The organism is Winogradskyella sp. J14-2, from assembly GCF_001971725.1.
Taxonomy (GTDB): domain Bacteria; phylum Bacteroidota; class Bacteroidia; order Flavobacteriales; family Flavobacteriaceae; genus Winogradskyella.
In genome coordinates this window covers 2323291-2339664 of sequence record NZ_CP019388.1, presented here as the reverse complement: position 1 = coordinate 2339664, position 16374 = coordinate 2323291, and the positions used below count along the sequence as shown (strand labels likewise).

The following is a 16374-nucleotide window of genomic DNA, read 5'->3' as shown; positions in this document are numbered from 1 at the left end:
ATATTAGTTATTTAATAAATTTTTGGCTTGCCCTGCCCAGTCGTCGCGCTCAGCTCTTCCTGGGAAAGAACCTGTGATTGAGTCTAACAAGTCGTATTCTGTTTTTGTCATCTTACCTACCTGTAAGAAGGTATAAATACCTATGCTATTGAGCACTTCTTCCATTTTAGGACCCACGCCGTTGATTTTCTTTAGGTCATCTGCTGTATCTTTTGTGGCATCAAAAGAACCAATTGATCCAAGAAGATTGTTTACCATTTCTGCATTTTCTATTGCGGGAATAGGATCTTCTGATGATACTGATACAACTTGAACAGGTCTAGATGTTCTTGGATCAGCACCTGTTCCAACCAAGCTTTCACCTCTTTCTCTTATGTTTTTGTAACGCTCACCAGAGGATTTCAAAATGGTTTTTACTTCTGCTTGAGCTATTACTGGAAATGTACGTGAATACAATAAGAATAGAACAAAGAAAAAACCAATTGTTCCAATAAAAATTCCTATATCTACAAATGTTGGAGAGAACATTGTCCATGATGATGGTAAATAATCTCTATGTAATGATGTAACGATAATTACAAAGCGCTCAAACCACATACCAATATTTACAACAATAGAAATGAAGAATGAGAACATAATACTTGTTCTTAATTTTTTGAACCACATAAACTGTGGGGAGAAAACGTTACACGTCATCATAGCCCAATATGCCCACCAGTAAGGACCAGTTGCTCTGTTTAAGAACGCATATTGCTCATACTCTACACCAGAGTACCACGCAATAAACAACTCTGTAATATATGCTACACCAACAATAGAACCTGTAATCATAATGACTATGTTCATTAATTCAATATGCTGAACCGTGATATAATCTTCTAGATTACAAACTTTTCTCATAATAATAAGAAGCGTATTTACCATAGCGAATCCTGAGAAAATTGCACCTGCAACGAAATAGGGTGGAAATATAGTAGTATGCCAACCTGGAATTACGGAAGTCGCGAAGTCAAACGATACAATAGTGTGTACAGAAAGTACTAATGGCGTAGCCAAACCGGCAAGCACTAAAGATACTTCCTCAAAACGTTGCCAATCTTTTGCTCTACCAGACCAACCAAAACTGATTAATGAATATATTTTCTTTTGGAAAGGCCTAACAGCTCTATCTCTAATCATAGCAAAATCTGGTAATAAACCTGTCCACCAGAATACCAACGAAACAGATAAATATGTAGAAATTGCGAATACATCCCAAAGTAATGGTGAGTTAAAATTTACCCATAATGAACCAAATTGGTTTGGTATAGGTAATACCCAGTACGCCAACCATGGACGACCCATATGAATAATTGGAAACAAACCTGCTTGAACAACCGAAAAGATCGTCATTGCTTCTGCAGAACGGTTAATTGCCATTCTCCATTTTTGACGGAAAAGTAACAGTACAGCAGAAATTAGAGTTCCTGCGTGACCAATACCTACCCACCAAACAAAGTTAGTAATATCCCAAGCCCAGTTTACAGTCTTGTTAAGACCCCAAACTCCAATACCAGTTGCTACGGTATAAATAATACAACCTATTCCCCAAAGGAATGCAACCAAAGAAATGCCGAAAACTATCCACCAAGCTTTGTTTGCTTTGCCTTCTACCGGTCTTGCTACATCTACAGTAACATCGTGATACGATTTTTCTCCGGTAACTAAAGGTCTTCTAATAGGTGCTTCGTAATGAGACGCCATAATTATATAATTGATTCTTTAATTTAAATTTATGCTTCTGATGTATTACGCACCTTGGTCTGATACACTACATTTGGTTTTACACCTACATGCTCCAACAAATGGTACGCTCTTTTATCTTCTTTTAATTCTGAAATCTTACTTTCTTTGTCATTAATGTCACCAAACACCATAGCTCCATTACCACAAGCTGCTGAACATGCTGTTTGGAATTCGCCATCCTTAACAGGACGTCCTTCTCTCTTAGCATCAAGAATAGTTTTTTGTGTCTTTTGTATACAGAAAGAACATTTTTCCATAACACCACGAGAACGAACAGTAACGTCTGGGTTTAATACCATACGACCTAAGTCATCATTCATGTAGTAATCAAACTCATCATTTTGGTTGTATAAGAACCAATTAAAGCGACGTACTTTGTAAGGACAGTTATTTGCACAATATCTTGTACCTACACAACGGTTATAAGCCATATGGTTTTGACCTTGGCGACCGTGCGCTGTTGCTGCAACAGGACAAACTGTTTCACAAGGAGCATGATTACAATGCTGACACATTACTGGTTGGAAGGCTACTTGTGGATTATCTGCTGGACTCTCCATTTCACCAAATTCACTTAATGAACTACCTAAACCAGAAATATTATCTTTTTTATCGTTATCACCTTCAAAAGTTTCTTGAGAAGAATAGTATCTGTCAATACGCAACCAGTGCATATCTCTACTACGTCTCATTTCAGACTTACCAACTACTGGTACGTTATTTTCTGCATGACATGCAATAACACATGCACCACAACCTGTACACGCATTTAAATCGATTGATAGGTTGAAATGGTGACCAATAGAACGGTCAAATTCATCCCATAAATCTACGTCTGGTGACGTTACTGGAGTTTCAACATGGTTTAAAGACACCTCAGGAACAGCGTTCCAATAGTGTTTGTCTTTAGTATTGAAAATTTCTAATGATGTTTCCTTGATGATATCTCCACGACCCATCAATGTATTATGTAACTGCACACAAGCAAACTCATGCATACCAGAGGCTTTCTCCACAGTTACCTCTTGTACCGTATTAAAGTTTTGATATAAGGGATAGGCATTTACACCAGTCTTCATTTCTTCTTTGAGTGCTGAAGACGTTCTACCATAACCAAATGCAAGACCAACTGAGCCTTTAGCCTGACCAGGTTGAATTAATACGGGTACATTTTCTACAGTAACGCCGTTAACGGTAACTTTCGCATAACTACCATTTAAACCACCGTTAGCAACATTTTCATTTACCAATCCTAGTTTCTCAGCATCTGCTCTAGAAATGGTTAGATAATTATCCCATGATGTTCTTGTAATAGGATCAGGAAATTCTTGTAGCCAAGGATTGTTAGCCTGTTGTCCATCACCCATACCTGTTTTGGTGTAGAGCGATAATTCCATACCACTTGTCTTGGCAGAACGTGCTAATGCTCTTGCTGCGTTACCACTAAGTGCTTCTACTTCTTCAGCAGTGTCTTCTGTTGAAGCTTCAACAGTATCCTCTGTAGCTATTGAAGTAGTTGACACAAAGAAACCATCTTGAACAGCTTTATTAAACGAAGATCCATTTAATATATCAGCAGTCCAAACTGATTTTAAGTAATCTCTATATGATGAGCTATTTCCATTCCATGCCAAAAGCACTTCTTGAAATTGTTTTGTATCAAATAAAGGACGAATTGTAGGTTGCATCATTGAATAATGACCAGACTTTAATTCGAAATCACCCCAAGATTCTAAGTTATGAGGTAAAGCCGCAATATAATTACACTTTGAAGCGGTTTCATCTTGCTTCATCGAAAACGAAATCGATAATTCCGTTTTCTTCAATCCTTCTTCAAAATCATTAGAATTAGGAAGTGTATACATTGGGTTAACACCATTCATTATAACAGCACCAACATTACCAGCTTTCATATCAGCTACCAATTGCATTACTGCCTTATTACTTCCTTGTCTTGTATGTATTATTGTTTTAGGATCAAACGCCTTACTGTTTAAATATTCATTGATTTCTAATGCAACTGTTTGTGCATTTACATCCTGAATACCTGTAACAACAACAGCATTACTTCCTGCTTTTGAAATTTCGTTTGCTGCAGATTGAACTGCTTTTGCTATGTTTTTAGGCAGATCTACTGACACAGCACCACCAACAACCAAACTATATAGTTTAGCTAAAGCTAATTTTTGCTGACTTGGTGTTAAAGGCACACGTTTATCTGCATTAGCTCCAGAAAGCGTCATATTAGACTCAAACTGTATGTGTCTTGACATTTTTCCATTTTCTGGAATACGCTTTTTAGCATAGCCTGACTCAAAGCCACCGCCTTGCCAATCACCAATAAAATCAGCACCTACAGAAACTATGGTTTTTGCTTTAGAGAAATCGTAATTAGCCATCCCTCTTTTACCATATTTAGCTTGGTAGGCATCTAAAGTTGCTGATTCAGAAACAGCATCGTAAACAACATGCTTAACATTCCCATACTTTTCAGCGAACTCAGACACTAATTTCTTAGTCGATGGACTTGGCATGGTAGCGGTTAACAGTACGATCTGCTTGTCGTCGCTTAATGCATTTAACTTTGAAGTTGTTTCAGAAACAAAAGTATCCCATGAAATCTCGGCGTCACCTTTCATTGGAGATTTCACTCTAAGATTATCATACAGTCCTAAGACTGATGCATTTACTCTGGCGTTTGCCATGCCGTTTGTTAATGCATCCGTATTGTTTTCGATTTTTATTGGTCGCCCTTCTCTTGTTTTTACTAAAACACTTGTAAAATCAAATCCATCTGCTATGGTTGTTGCATAATAGTTAGCAACACCTGGAATAATCTCCGTTGGTTGCACTACATAAGGAATAGATTTAATTACAGGGCCTTCGCACGCAGCCAATGAAGCTGCTGCCGTACTAAACCCAACATATTTTAAGAAATCACGACGCGATGTTGTAGAAGATTGTAGCGCTTCTTTATCACCCAAAAACTCATCTGTTGGAATCTCTTCCACAAATTCATTTTGTTGTAGCGTCTCAACAATAGAGCTGTTTTCGTTTAGCTCTTCAACACTTTTCCAGTATTTCTTGTTTGATGACATATAATTCTGAATTACTTCTTATTAAATTTAATAATGACACTTACCACATTCTAATCCACCCATTTGTGCCGCAGTTAACTGATCAACACCATACTTTTTCGATAATTCTTCATGAATTTTAGTATAGTAACCGTTGTCTTTAATTTTTACATTTGTTTCTCTATGACAATTAATACACCATCCCATTGTTAAAGGCGAGTGTTGGTACATCACCTCCATCTCTTCTACAGGACCATGACAGGTCTGACACTCTACTCCTGCCACAGAAACGTGCTGTGAGTGATTAAAATAAGCAAAGTCTGGCAAATTATGTATACGAATCCATTTTACTGGTTTAGACTCACCTGTATAACCAGTACCATCCCAACCAACAGCGTCGTATAATTTTTGAATTTCTGCATTATAATCCACACCGTATTCTTTTCCTTCCGCTAGCGTCTCAGGCGCAACTTCAGCAATAGCCTTATGGCAATTCATACAAATATTCAATGATGGAATTCCTGAATGCTTACTCACTCTTGCCGAAGAGTGACAGTATTTACAATCAATGCCATTATCGCCAGCATGTATTCTATGTGAATAATGGATTGGTTGCACAGGCTCATAGCCTTGATCAACACCAATCTGCATTAAATATCCGTAAACAAAATAACCACTTGCTAGCAAGAAGAAGACAGCTGTTACTAATACTAAGAATTGGTTTTCAATAAACGCTTTCCACAATGGTTTTCTTTGTTCCTCTACAGGAATTTGAATTCCCTTTGCATCAGCAAAACGATTTAGAGTACGCTTTACCAAAACAAGAGCCATCGCCAACAAAGCAAATAAAACTGCTAATGCACCAAGAATTAAGTTATTTGAAATTCCTGTCTCAACAGGCTGTCCTGAAATTGCACCTTCAACGGGTGCTGGAGGCGGAGGTGGAGGCTCAGCCGTGTAAGCTAAAATATCAGAAATATCTTGATCTGACAATGTAGGGAAAGCCGTCATTGCAACTTTGTTCCACTCGTTATAAATCTTGTTAGCATAAGCATCACCAGATTTTATTAGAGCCGAGCTATTACGAATCCAAGCATTAAGCCATTCTCTATCTAAGCCCTCTTCTTCAGCCAACCTAGCCTCAACATTACGAAGTGCAGGACCCGTCATTGGCTTATCTAGTTTGTGACAAGCAGCACAGTTTGCATTAAATAAAGATTTTCCGTTTGCTGGGTCGCCCTCTTGAGCAGTCACTGAAGTTGAAAACGTAAGTAATAAAATAAAACCGAGACTAAATATCTTAGAGGTTAAATTACGGTAAATCACCTGTTTCATCTGTTGATTATTATTTTTTTTTTAAGGTCAGATGGAATTCGCTAACAATTTGTTTCACTTGCAGTTAAATTCCTTCTTTCGCTCATTTCATATTGTTAGTTGAATTATCTTCTAAACTTTGGTACGATTTTTTCAAATAAACACGATAAAAGTCATGTTTCTGAAACTCTGGCAAAAGTAAGATATAAAGTCGATTTTAGAAATCTTAGAGAAGTGTTAATAACTAATTTATACCAATTCTAAATAACATTTTTACGGCTATATCGTTGAATAATATAACTTTGCATTTAAACCATTAATTATGATTAAAAATATTAAATATAACAGCACTTTAATTTTAACATTATTGTTGTCGTTTACGCTAAGTGCACAACAAGGTGATGTCAATGTAGAGCAAGATAGCGACATTGACAAACTCATTGAATATAAGAAAGATATAAAAACAAGTAAGATTTATAGAATTCAGGTATATCAAAGTGTTGATCCTGATAAAGCTGAACGCGAAAAATCCAACTTTCTAAATTCCTACAATGAGTGGCCGGTGGAGATTGTTTGGAATACACCAAATTACAAAGTTTGGGTTGGAAATTTTGCCACCAGACTAGAGGCTGACAGAGCATTAGCAACAATTAAAAAGAAATATATGTATGCTTTAATTTTTCAGCCTAAGCTGGAAAAACAATAATAATATTTAAAATACAGAGACATTAAAAAAGCGACTTTTTCAAGTCGCTTTTTTAGTTTAAATATGTGTTGGGAGTTATTTCAACTTTTTCTTAACCTCAACCTCCTGGAATGCTTCAATGATATCACCTTCGTTAATATCATTATATCCTTTAATCTGAATACCACAATCGTATCCTTTAGACACTTCTTTAACATCGTCTTTAAATCGTTTTAAAGATGCTAATTCACCTGTGTAAACTACGACTCCATCTCTAATAAGTCTAATGCCAGAATTTCTGTAAATCTTACCGTTTATAACCATACAACCAGCAATAGTACCAATCTTAGAAATCTTGAAAGTTTCTCTTATTTCTGCTGTACCAGTAACTTCTTCTTTAAGTTCTGGTGACAACATACCCTCCATTGCATCCTTGAGATCATTGATAGCGTCATAGATGATAGAATATGTTCTGATATCTATTTCTTCTTTGTCCGCAATTGTTCTTGCATTACCCACTGGACGCACATTAAATCCGACGATTATCGCGTCTGAAGCAGATGCGAGCAGCACGTCACTTTCTGTTATTGCACCTACTCCTTTGTGTATGATATTAACCTGAATTTCTTCAGTCGATAATTTCTGGAAAGAATCCGTTAATGCTTCAACAGAACCATCCACATCACCTTTGAGAATAATATTTAACTCTTGGAAATCACCAAGCGCAATACGTCTTCCGATTTCATCTAGTGTAATATGACGCTGGGTTCTCACGGATTGTTCACGTTGTAATTGTGTACGTTTAGCCGCAATCTGTTTAGCCTCACGCTCATCTTCAAAGACATTAAATTTATCGCCTGCTTGAGGTGCACCATCTAAACCGAGAATAGATACTGGTGTTGATGGACCAGCAGCTTCTATATCATTACCACGCTCATCGTGCATAGCCTTAACCTTACCACTGTTCTTTCCAGCTAAGACATAATCACCTACTTTTAAAGTACCCGCTTGAACAAGTATTGTAGAGACATATCCTCTACCTTTATCTAGGTAAGCTTCAACTACTGTTCCGTTGGCTGGTTTGTTCGGATTGGCTTGTAGCTCTAAAAGTTCGGCTTCAAGAAGTACTTTTTCTAAAAGTTCTTTTACACCTGTACCAAACTTGGCAGAGATATCGTGCGATTGTATTTTTCCACCCCAATCTTCTACCAATAAATTCATATTAGCTAATCCTTCTTTTACTTTATCAGGGTTGGCATCAGGCTTATCAATTTTGTTAATCGCAAATACAATTGGTACTCCTGCAGCTTGAGCATGAGAAATCGCTTCCTTGGTTTGTGGCATTATAGCATCATCTGCAGCTACAACGATAATAGCGATATCTGTAACCTGAGCACCACGAGCACGCATTGCTGTAAAGGCCTCGTGACCAGGTGTATCTAAGAATGCAATCTTTTGACCGTTTTCTAATTCCACACCGTAAGCACCAATGTGCTGGGTAATTCCGCCTGACTCTCCGGCTATTACATTTTCTTGACGTATATAATCTAACAAGGACGTTTTACCATGATCTACGTGCCCCATAACTGTTACAATTGGAGCACGTGGTTTTAGATCTTTTGGATCATCTTCTAGAGTCTCAATAGACTCTTCGATATCTGCGGTAACAAATTCAACTTCGTAACCAAACTCTTCAGCAACAATAGATAAAGTTTCGGCATCTAAACGTTGGTTCATGGTTACCATCATTCCTAAAGACATACACGCAGAGATAACTTGGGTTACTCCAACATCCATCATTGTAGCAACTTCACTTACGGTTACAAACTCAGTAACCTTTAGTATTTTGCTTTCTGCTGCTTCTGCCTGAAGTTCTTTTTCAGATTGCTCTCTATGTCGATCTCTTTTCTCACGACGGTTTTTAGCTCCTCTACCTTTGCTTGACTTACCTTGAAGTTTCTCTAAAGTTTCTCTAACTTGTTTTTGTACTTCTTCTTCGCTAGGCTCTTCCTTAACTACTTTTGGTCTAGAACCTCTTCCTTTACCTCCTCTTCTATTATCAAAGTTTGGTCTTCCACCACTATCGTTTCCGCCTTTGCTAATTCTACGTCTTTTACGCTTATTACCATCATTAGAAGATTCTGATTTCTTTTCTTCTTTCTTCTTTTTTGGCTTGTTAAATTGAGAAAGGTCTATTTTTTTACCAGTCGTAGTTGGACCAGATAATTTTTGATATTGCGTTTTTAACTTTTCATCCGTTCTAGGCTCTGTAGTTTCTTCCTTCTTCTCAACTTTAGGCTCAACCTTTTTTGGCTCTTCTTTTTTAGGTTCTTCCTTTTTCGGTTTTTCTACTTCCACCTTTGGTTTTTCAACCTTAACTGGCTCTTCTTTCTTAGGCGCTTCTTTTTTCTCTTCTTTAGCTTTTGGTTTCTTATCTAAATCGATTTTACCAATTTGCTTTGGCCCACTAAGCTCAGCTTTAGCTTTGACTACAGTTTCTTTAGCGGCTTCTTTCTTTTCTTTTTCTTCAATTTCGCGTTCGCGTTGCTCACGGAGCTTCTCTTTCTCCTTGAGTTTTGCTTCACTTACTTCTTGAGCTTTCTCACGTTTAGATGCATCTGTTTGAAATTCATCAGACAACGTGTCGTAAACCTCTTGCGAAATTTTTGTATTAGGACTTTTCTCAATTTCGATGCCTTTAGACTCTAAAAAGTCTACTGCTCGGTCTAATGAGATATTTAGTTCTCTTAATACTTTATTAATTCTAATTTGAGCCATAAATTGCTGTAATATACTTAAATCTGTTTTATATCAATCTAACTTCTATTGTTTTTAAAGTTAAACTGCTATTAGTCTTCAAATTCTTCCTTCAGAATTCTTATAACTTCTAATATTGTTTCTTCTTCTAAATCAGTACGCTTTACTAAATCGTCAACGTCTTGCTCTAGAATGCTTTTTGCTGTATCTAAACCAGCTTTACTGAATTCATCAATAATCCATCCGTCGATTTCATCTGAGAATTCTTTTAATTCTACATCTTCTTCTGCACCTTCTCTAAATACGTCTATCTCGTAACCTGTTAATTGACCAGCTAAACGAATATTATGACCACCTCTACCAATAGCTTTTGATACTTCTTCTGGCTTTAACAACACCTCTGCGCGCATGTTTTCTTCGTCTAGTTTTAAAGATGTTACTCTTGCCGGACTTAATGCTCTGGTTACAAAAAGCTGGATATTGTTTGTGTAATTGATAACATCTATGTTTTCATTACCAAGCTCACGCACAATACCATGAATACGTGATCCTTTCATACCTACACAAGCACCAACAGGATCTATTCTATCATCATAAGAATCTACAGCTACTTTAGCTTTTTCACCTGGTATACGAACTACTTTTTTAACCGTAATTAAACCATCGAATACTTCAGGTATTTCTTGTTCAAACAACTTCTCTAAAAATAATGGTGATGTTCTAGACATGATTATTGCTGGCTTACTTCCTTTCAATTCAACACTTTCAATTATCCCTCTTACATTCTCACCTTTTCTGAAGAAATCTGAAGGTATTTGCCTGTCTTTTGGTAAGATAATTTCATTACCATCATCGTCTAACAAAATTATTGCTCTATGACGAATGTGATGTACCTCAGCGGTATAAATTTCACCTTCTAATTCTTTAAACTGCTTGTAGATATTTGTATTATCGTGCTCATGAATTTTAGAAATAAGATTTTGTCTTAATGCTAAGATTGAACGTCTTCCTAAATCAACCAATTTTACTTCTTCTGCAACGTCTTCACCAACTTCAAAATCTGGCTCTATTTTCTGAGCTTCTGATAATGCAATTTCTTGATTTGGATCCTCTACTTCGCCATCTGCAACAACGATACGGTTTCTCCAGATTTCTAAATCCCCTTTATCTGGATTTATAATAATATCAAAGTTATCGTCGTCACCGTATTTCTTTTTTAGAGCATTACGTAACACATCTTCTAGAATCGCCATGAGCGTCACTCTATCAATTAACTTATCGTCCTTAAATTCTGAAAATGACTCTATTAACGCTACATTTTCCATAATTGAAATGAATTAAAATTTTATTTTAACTTTTGCTTCTTTAATGTTTTCAAAAGCAATATTAACTTCTTTTGTTACAGTTACCTTGCCCTTACCAACTGGCTTTGGCTCTCTTGTTTTCCACTTTAACGTTACTCCATCTTCGTTAACAGCGGCTAGCTGACCTTCTAGTTTAACTCCTTCAGCAGTCTTTACTTCTAGATGTCTACCAATATGTTTATTGTATTGTCTTGGCAATTGCAAAGGCGATGTTGCTCCGCTAGATGTTACCTCTAGTGAAAAATCTTGTTCTTCTCTATCGAGATTGTGCTCTATGGCTCTACTAACAAAGATGCAGTCTTCTACTAACACGCCATTATCACCATCTAATACAACTCTAATTGTGTTGTCCGATAGAATTTCGAAATCTATAAGAAACAAATCCTTACGCTGATTTAGTGCTTGGTCTAATAAGTCCTTTACTGTATCCTTAAACATCTGTTGATATAAAAAGAGAGGACTTTTCGTCCTCTCTCGTTTTCTTTCCGTTAACAATGGTGCAAATATATAATATTATATGAACTTTTCAAAGCCTTACAAAGTGGATTTATTTTCGTAAATTTATAAGAGTAACTCAAAATCATTGAAGATAATGAACAGAATACTAGTCCCTACCGATTTTTCTGAACAAGCAACTAATGCTTTAAAAGTCGCTGCTATGTTAGCTAAAAAATACGATGCTGATATTTATCTCTTGCACATGATGGAAATCCCTATGCAACATATAGATCCTGGTGCTGTAAAAAGCGACATACCAGAAACCTTGTTTTTTATGCGATTAGCGCACAAAAAATTTGAAGATCTTATGGATAGTGATTTTTTAGAGGGCGTAACCGTACACGAAACTGTTAAGGCAGATATTACATTTAACGAAATAAAAAATGCTTGTAAAGAATTTAGTATTGATTTAATTGTTATGGGTTCTCATGGTGCATCTGGCCTGAAAGAAATGTTTATTGGCTCTAATGCAGAGAAAGTGGTGCGTTCTTCGGATGTTCCTGTTTTAGTTATTAAAAATAAACATCAGAGTTTCGATATTAAGAATTTTGTCTTTGCTTCTGACTTTAAAAACGATAATAGAGAAACTTACAAGCAAGCCATAAAGTTTGCTGAGTTATTTGATGCTAAAATTCATCTACTTTTAGTAAATACGGCTAACAATTTTATAACAACGTACGAATCTAGGACTCGAATCAATGATTTTATTTCTGGACAAAGCTTTGAAAATTACACCATTAATGTACACAATGACACTAGTGTGGAAGAAGGTATTTTAAATTTCTCTGCAGAGATTGATGCTGATCTTATTGGCATTAGCACACATGGTAGGCAAGGTATTGCACACTTTTTTAACGGCAGCATAAGTGAAGATTTAGTAAACCATGCAAAGCGACCAGTGATTACTTTTAAGATATAATTGATAATAAATATTCTGAAAATAAAAAAAACCTAATCGAAATGATTTAGTTTTTTTGTTGGCTCTTACTTCAACAAGCCCAGTACATCGCTAGGGCTTACCTCGACTGCCCTTGACACAGGCTTCTCGCTTTACAATAGTCTTACTATCAAAAGAAAAGCCCTAACCACTTACTGTAATTAGGACTCTTTTTCTGTTGGCCTACTAGGGCTCACTTCGACTACGCTCAGTATAAACTTCTCGCCCTTATAAATGTTACCAAAAAGAAAAATCCTCATTCAACTAGAACAAGGATTAAATTTTTTGTTGGCCTACTAGGGCTCGAACCTAGACTCTTCTGGACCAAAACCAGACGTGTTGCCAGTTACACCATAGGCCAATCTTTTAAATTGAGGGTGCAAATTTAATACAAAAGTTGTCTTGGACAAAAAAAAAGTAAAAAAATAATTCAAATTACTTAACGTTAACTTAAAAATGTAGGCATTACTATAATAATTAGTAAATTCGCCAGCATCATTAACCAAGGTTTTCAATGACAGATTTTAACTTTAAAAAGTGGAATAACATATTAGCATGGCTAGTATTTGCAATATCCTGTACAGTCTATGCGCTAACTGTAGAACCAACAGTAAGTTTTTGGGATGCAGGAGAGTACATCTTAACATCTTCTAAATTACAGGTTGGACATCCACCAGGAGCACCATTATTTCAGATGATGGGTGCATTTTTTTCCATCTTTGCGCTAGAGCCTTCTCAAATTGGTATGATTATGAATTTAATGAGTGCTGTAGCAAGCGCGTTCACCATTTTATTCATGTTCTGGACTATAAGTCTGTTGTTGGTTAAACTTGTAAAGTATAACAAAGACTCTAATCAAGGTAAAGGCATGGCTATTTTGGGCAGTGCTTTTGTAGGAAGTTTAGCATTTACCTTTACGGATTCGTTTTGGTTCAACGCTGTTGAAACAGAGGTATATGCTATGGCAACTTTAATTATGTCCATACTATTCTACTTAGCATTACGCTGGGAACAAGACATGCACAAACCAAGAGGTAATCGTTGGTTAATTCTTATTGCATTTGTAATTGGGTTATCGTTTGGAGTTCACTTTATGGGATTACTAACTATACCTGCTATTGGTCTTATTTACTACTTTAAGAATTATAAAACCATTACAATTAAAAACTTTATAATTGCCAATGTTGTTTCTGCGGCTATACTGTTGTTCATTTTCAAATTATTATTGCCTTCAACTTTAAAACTTTTTGGTTATCTCGAAGTGTTTTTTGTAAACTCAATGGGACTACCGTTTAATTCAGGAACAATAATAACAGGCTTATTGGTTATTACTCTTTTCTATTTTGGATTGAATTACACTCGTAAAAAAGGCATGATTCATATTAATACTTTGGTACTATGTTTAATGTTTATTTTTATTGGGTTTTCATCGTGGATGATGTTACCAATACGTGCTAATGCCAATGTTATCATTAACGAGAATGATCCGTCTGATGCAAGAGAGTTATTAGCGTATTACAACCTTGAACAATACCCTGAGACGCACCTTTTCTACGGTCCGCAATTTACTGAAATTTATTCTGGAGCTGATAAAGACAAACCTTTTGTAGATGACAAAAAGAACTACGAACGCGATGAAAAAACAGGTAAATACGTAATTATTAATGATTGGGAAGGCACAAAACAAAACTACAACCATGAGCACGCTTCCATCTTACCAAGGATGTGGAGTAGCGAACATGCTGATAACTACATGATGTTTACTGGGTTTATTGACTTTAAGGTAAACCCAAACCTTCAAAAAAATGCTTTTGATGAAGCGTATAGTGTGTTTATGAATGATGCTATGCGACAAGGTTTGAGTGAGGCAGAAGCAGACCAGATTGCTACTGAACAAGCGAGTTCTTATGCATTGCAAGAAAAACGTCGTTTTGACAAAATTGTTAATGATTTTAGAATGCGTATAAGAAAAGGTGAGGTTGACTATGAAGACTACGATAAGTTTTTAAGACGTTATGGTCAACAATATCTAGTGGTGGAAAAACCCTCATTTGGTGATAATTTGGCTTACATGTTTCAATATCAGTTTGGCTACATGTACTGGCGCTATTTTATGTGGAATTTCACAGGAAGACAAAACGACATTCAAGGTAAATATGATGATTTTAATGGCAATTGGATTTCTGGTATTAAATTTATTGATGAGCTACATTTAGGCATATCGCAAGATAATTTACCAACAGAAGTTTTAGAGAATAAAGCAAGAAACACGTATTACTTCTTACCTCTTATTTTAGGATTATTAGGCTTTTTGTTTTTAATGTATAATGATGCTAAGCGCTTTTGGGTGCTTTTAGTTTTCTTTCTAATGACTGGTTTAGCAATACAGTTCTACACAAACATTAGACCTTTTGAGCCTCGTGAACGCGATTATTCCGTAGTTGGTTCTTTCTATGTATTTGCCATTTGGATTGGATTTGGTGTCTATGCCATATATGACCTATTAAAATCTAGCGTAAAAACAAAACTATTAGCTCCTGCTGTAACTTTGGTTTGCTTAATTATTGTTCCTGGTGTTTTAGCTGCTAATAATTGGGACGACCATGACCGTTCTGGTAAGTATACAGCCAATGCCATGGCGCGTAAGTATTTAGAATCTTGCGCACCAAATGCTATACTATTTACCATTGGAGATAATGACTCTTTCCCGTTATGGTACTTACAAGAAATTGAAGGTGTAAGAACAGATGTACGAGTGGTAAATACGAGTTTATTTCAAACAGACTGGTACATAGACCAAATGAAACGCCAAGCGTACGAAAGTGAACCTATTCCGTCACAATTAACACACAACCAATATAGAGGTAGTACAAGAGATGTCATTATTAAGAGAGAAATTACTAGAGACACTCTTCCAATAAAAGACTTTATGGACTTTGTATCTAATGAAGACCCGAAAACAAAATTTGGTTATGTAGTACAGGCCCAAGGTGAGGATCCAAGAGCATATCCTAAACATCTTCTAAACTCAAACTATTTCCCGACAAAACATATTAGCATACCTGTTAATAAGGAACAAGTCCTTAAAAACGGTATTGTAACACCTAAAGATGCAAACAAAATAGAGGATACTCTATATGCTGAAATTGAGGGGAGCTACATCTATAAAAATAGATTATTAATGCTAGATATTATTGCTAATAATAACTGGGAGCGCCCGATTTATTTTACTGGTGGCGCCTTTGGAGCCGATGACTATGTTTGGCTAAAAGATTATCTACAATTAGATGGTATGTGCTATAAGCTAGTACCAATAAAAACACCGGTAGATAGAGCCAACCCATATGATATGGGTCGCGTAGATCCTGACCTTATGTATAACATGGTAAAAAAATGGAATTGGGGCGGAAGCGGAGAAGATATCTATCATGATATTGAGACAAGAAGAAATGGTATTACTTACAGAGGTAATTTAGCAAGATTAATTGAAGCACTTATTAACGAAGATAAGTTAAAAGAAGCTGAAGAAATTGCAGATATAGCCATGGAAAAAATGCCAGTAGATAAATTTGGATATCACTCTCTATTAGAACCTTACATTAGTGCTTATTATGAAGTAGGTAGCTTAGAAAAAGGTAGAGCATTATATAAAGATGTGGCTAAAATCTACCAAGAAAACTTAGTGTATTACAGCGGTTTAGATGAATATGACCAAATACGGCTTATTGATGATATTTATTTAGATGTACAACGCTACAGAGCCTTGGTAGATCTTCTGGTAATTTATAATGATAAAGAATTTGCGTTAGAAGAAACCAAAAAATTTAACAGTTATCTAAGCTTGTTAAATAAATTAATGGACTCTGGCGAAGATGAAGAACCTATTGATGACATTGATATTAATGCATTAATAAACGATACTATTAAAGATTCAATAGTTCCTGAAGAATAACTAAA

The 16374-nt window shown here is 36.0% G+C and carries 9 protein-coding genes and 1 tRNA gene; 3 read left to right on the top strand and 7 right to left on the bottom strand.

Annotated elements, in window-relative coordinates; translation table 11 throughout:
- Positions 1–3: 3 nt before the first annotated feature.
- The 3 genes from nrfD to BWZ20_RS10520 are packed head-to-tail and all read right to left on the bottom strand — an operon-like array spanning position 4 to position 6197.
- On the bottom strand, positions 4–1743 hold the full coding sequence (gene nrfD / locus BWZ20_RS10530; RefSeq protein ID WP_076619810.1) for an NrfD/PsrC family molybdoenzyme membrane anchor subunit: 1740 nt from the start codon (positions 1741–1743) through the stop codon (positions 4–6).
- 29 nt (positions 1744–1772) lie between these two features.
- Positions 1773–4883, bottom strand: a complete 3111-nt coding sequence (locus BWZ20_RS10525; RefSeq protein ID WP_076619808.1) for a TAT-variant-translocated molybdopterin oxidoreductase — start codon at positions 4881–4883, stop codon at positions 1773–1775.
- Positions 4884–4910: 27 nt separating this feature from the next.
- Positions 4911–6197, bottom strand: coding sequence for a c-type cytochrome (locus tag BWZ20_RS10520; RefSeq protein ID WP_076619806.1), 1287 nt, complete (start codon positions 6195–6197; stop codon positions 4911–4913).
- Positions 6198–6498: 301 nt separating this feature from the next.
- On the opposite strand from BWZ20_RS10520, the gene BWZ20_RS10515 reads away from it, so the two are divergent.
- On the top strand, positions 6499–6882 hold the full coding sequence (locus BWZ20_RS10515; protein ID WP_076619804.1) for an SPOR domain-containing protein: 384 nt from the start codon (positions 6499–6501) through the stop codon (positions 6880–6882).
- Positions 6883–6957: 75 nt separating this feature from the next.
- Here the strand turns inward: BWZ20_RS10515 and infB are convergent, their stop codons facing one another.
- The 3 genes from infB to rimP form a co-directional block, all read right to left on the bottom strand.
- Positions 6958–9639, bottom strand: a complete 2682-nt coding sequence (gene infB, locus BWZ20_RS10510) for a translation initiation factor IF-2 (protein WP_076619802.1) — start codon at positions 9637–9639, stop codon at positions 6958–6960.
- A 71-nt stretch (positions 9640–9710) separates the two neighbouring features.
- Positions 9711–10943, bottom strand: a complete 1233-nt coding sequence (gene nusA / locus BWZ20_RS10505) for a transcription termination factor NusA (RefSeq protein WP_076619800.1) — start codon at positions 10941–10943, stop codon at positions 9711–9713.
- A 12-nt stretch (positions 10944–10955) separates the two neighbouring features.
- The gene (rimP, locus tag BWZ20_RS10500; protein WP_076619798.1) at positions 10956–11420 is read right to left on the bottom strand and encodes a ribosome assembly cofactor RimP; all 465 of its coding nucleotides are present in this window, start codon (positions 11418–11420) and stop codon (positions 10956–10958) included.
- Positions 11421–11574: 154 nt separating this feature from the next.
- Here rimP and BWZ20_RS10495 point away from each other — a divergent pair, with 154 nt between their 5' ends.
- The gene (locus BWZ20_RS10495) at positions 11575–12399 is read left to right on the top strand and encodes a universal stress protein (protein WP_076619796.1); all 825 of its coding nucleotides are present in this window, start codon (positions 11575–11577) and stop codon (positions 12397–12399) included.
- A gap of 306 nt (positions 12400–12705) precedes the next feature.
- Here BWZ20_RS10495 and BWZ20_RS10490 read toward each other — a convergent pair.
- Positions 12706–12778: transfer RNA gene (locus BWZ20_RS10490), tRNA-Gln, on the bottom strand.
- Positions 12779–12931: 153 nt separating this feature from the next.
- Between BWZ20_RS10490 and BWZ20_RS10485 the strand changes: the two genes are divergently transcribed.
- Complete coding sequence (locus BWZ20_RS10485) at positions 12932–16369, top strand: DUF2723 domain-containing protein (RefSeq protein ID WP_076619794.1); 3438 nt, start codon at positions 12932–12934, stop codon at positions 16367–16369.
- Positions 16370–16374: the final 5 nt, after the last annotated feature.

Bases quoted from the DNA above. Each gene is read 5' to 3' on its own strand.
- nusA (WP_076619800.1), bottom strand. From the start codon at position 10,943: ATGGAAAATGTAGCGTTAATAGAGTCATTTTCAGAATTTAAGGACGAT.
- nrfD (WP_076619810.1), bottom strand. From the start codon at position 1,743: ATGGCGTCTCATTACGAAGCACCTATTAGAAGACCTTTAGTTACCGGA.
- infB (WP_076619802.1), bottom strand. From the start codon at position 9,639: ATGGCTCAAATTAGAATTAATAAAGTATTAAGAGAACTAAATATCTCA.
- BWZ20_RS10525 (WP_076619808.1), bottom strand. From the start codon at position 4,883: ATGTCATCAAACAAGAAATACTGGAAAAGTGTTGAAGAGCTAAACGAA.
- BWZ20_RS10520 (WP_076619806.1), bottom strand. From the start codon at position 6,197: ATGAAACAGGTGATTTACCGTAATTTAACCTCTAAGATATTTAGTCTC.
- BWZ20_RS10515 (WP_076619804.1), top strand. From the start codon at position 6,499: ATGATTAAAAATATTAAATATAACAGCACTTTAATTTTAACATTATTG.
- BWZ20_RS10495 (WP_076619796.1), top strand. From the start codon at position 11,575: ATGAACAGAATACTAGTCCCTACCGATTTTTCTGAACAAGCAACTAAT.
- BWZ20_RS10485 (WP_076619794.1), top strand. From the start codon at position 12,932: ATGACAGATTTTAACTTTAAAAAGTGGAATAACATATTAGCATGGCTA.
- rimP (WP_076619798.1), bottom strand. From the start codon at position 11,420: ATGTTTAAGGATACAGTAAAGGACTTATTAGACCAAGCACTAAATCAG.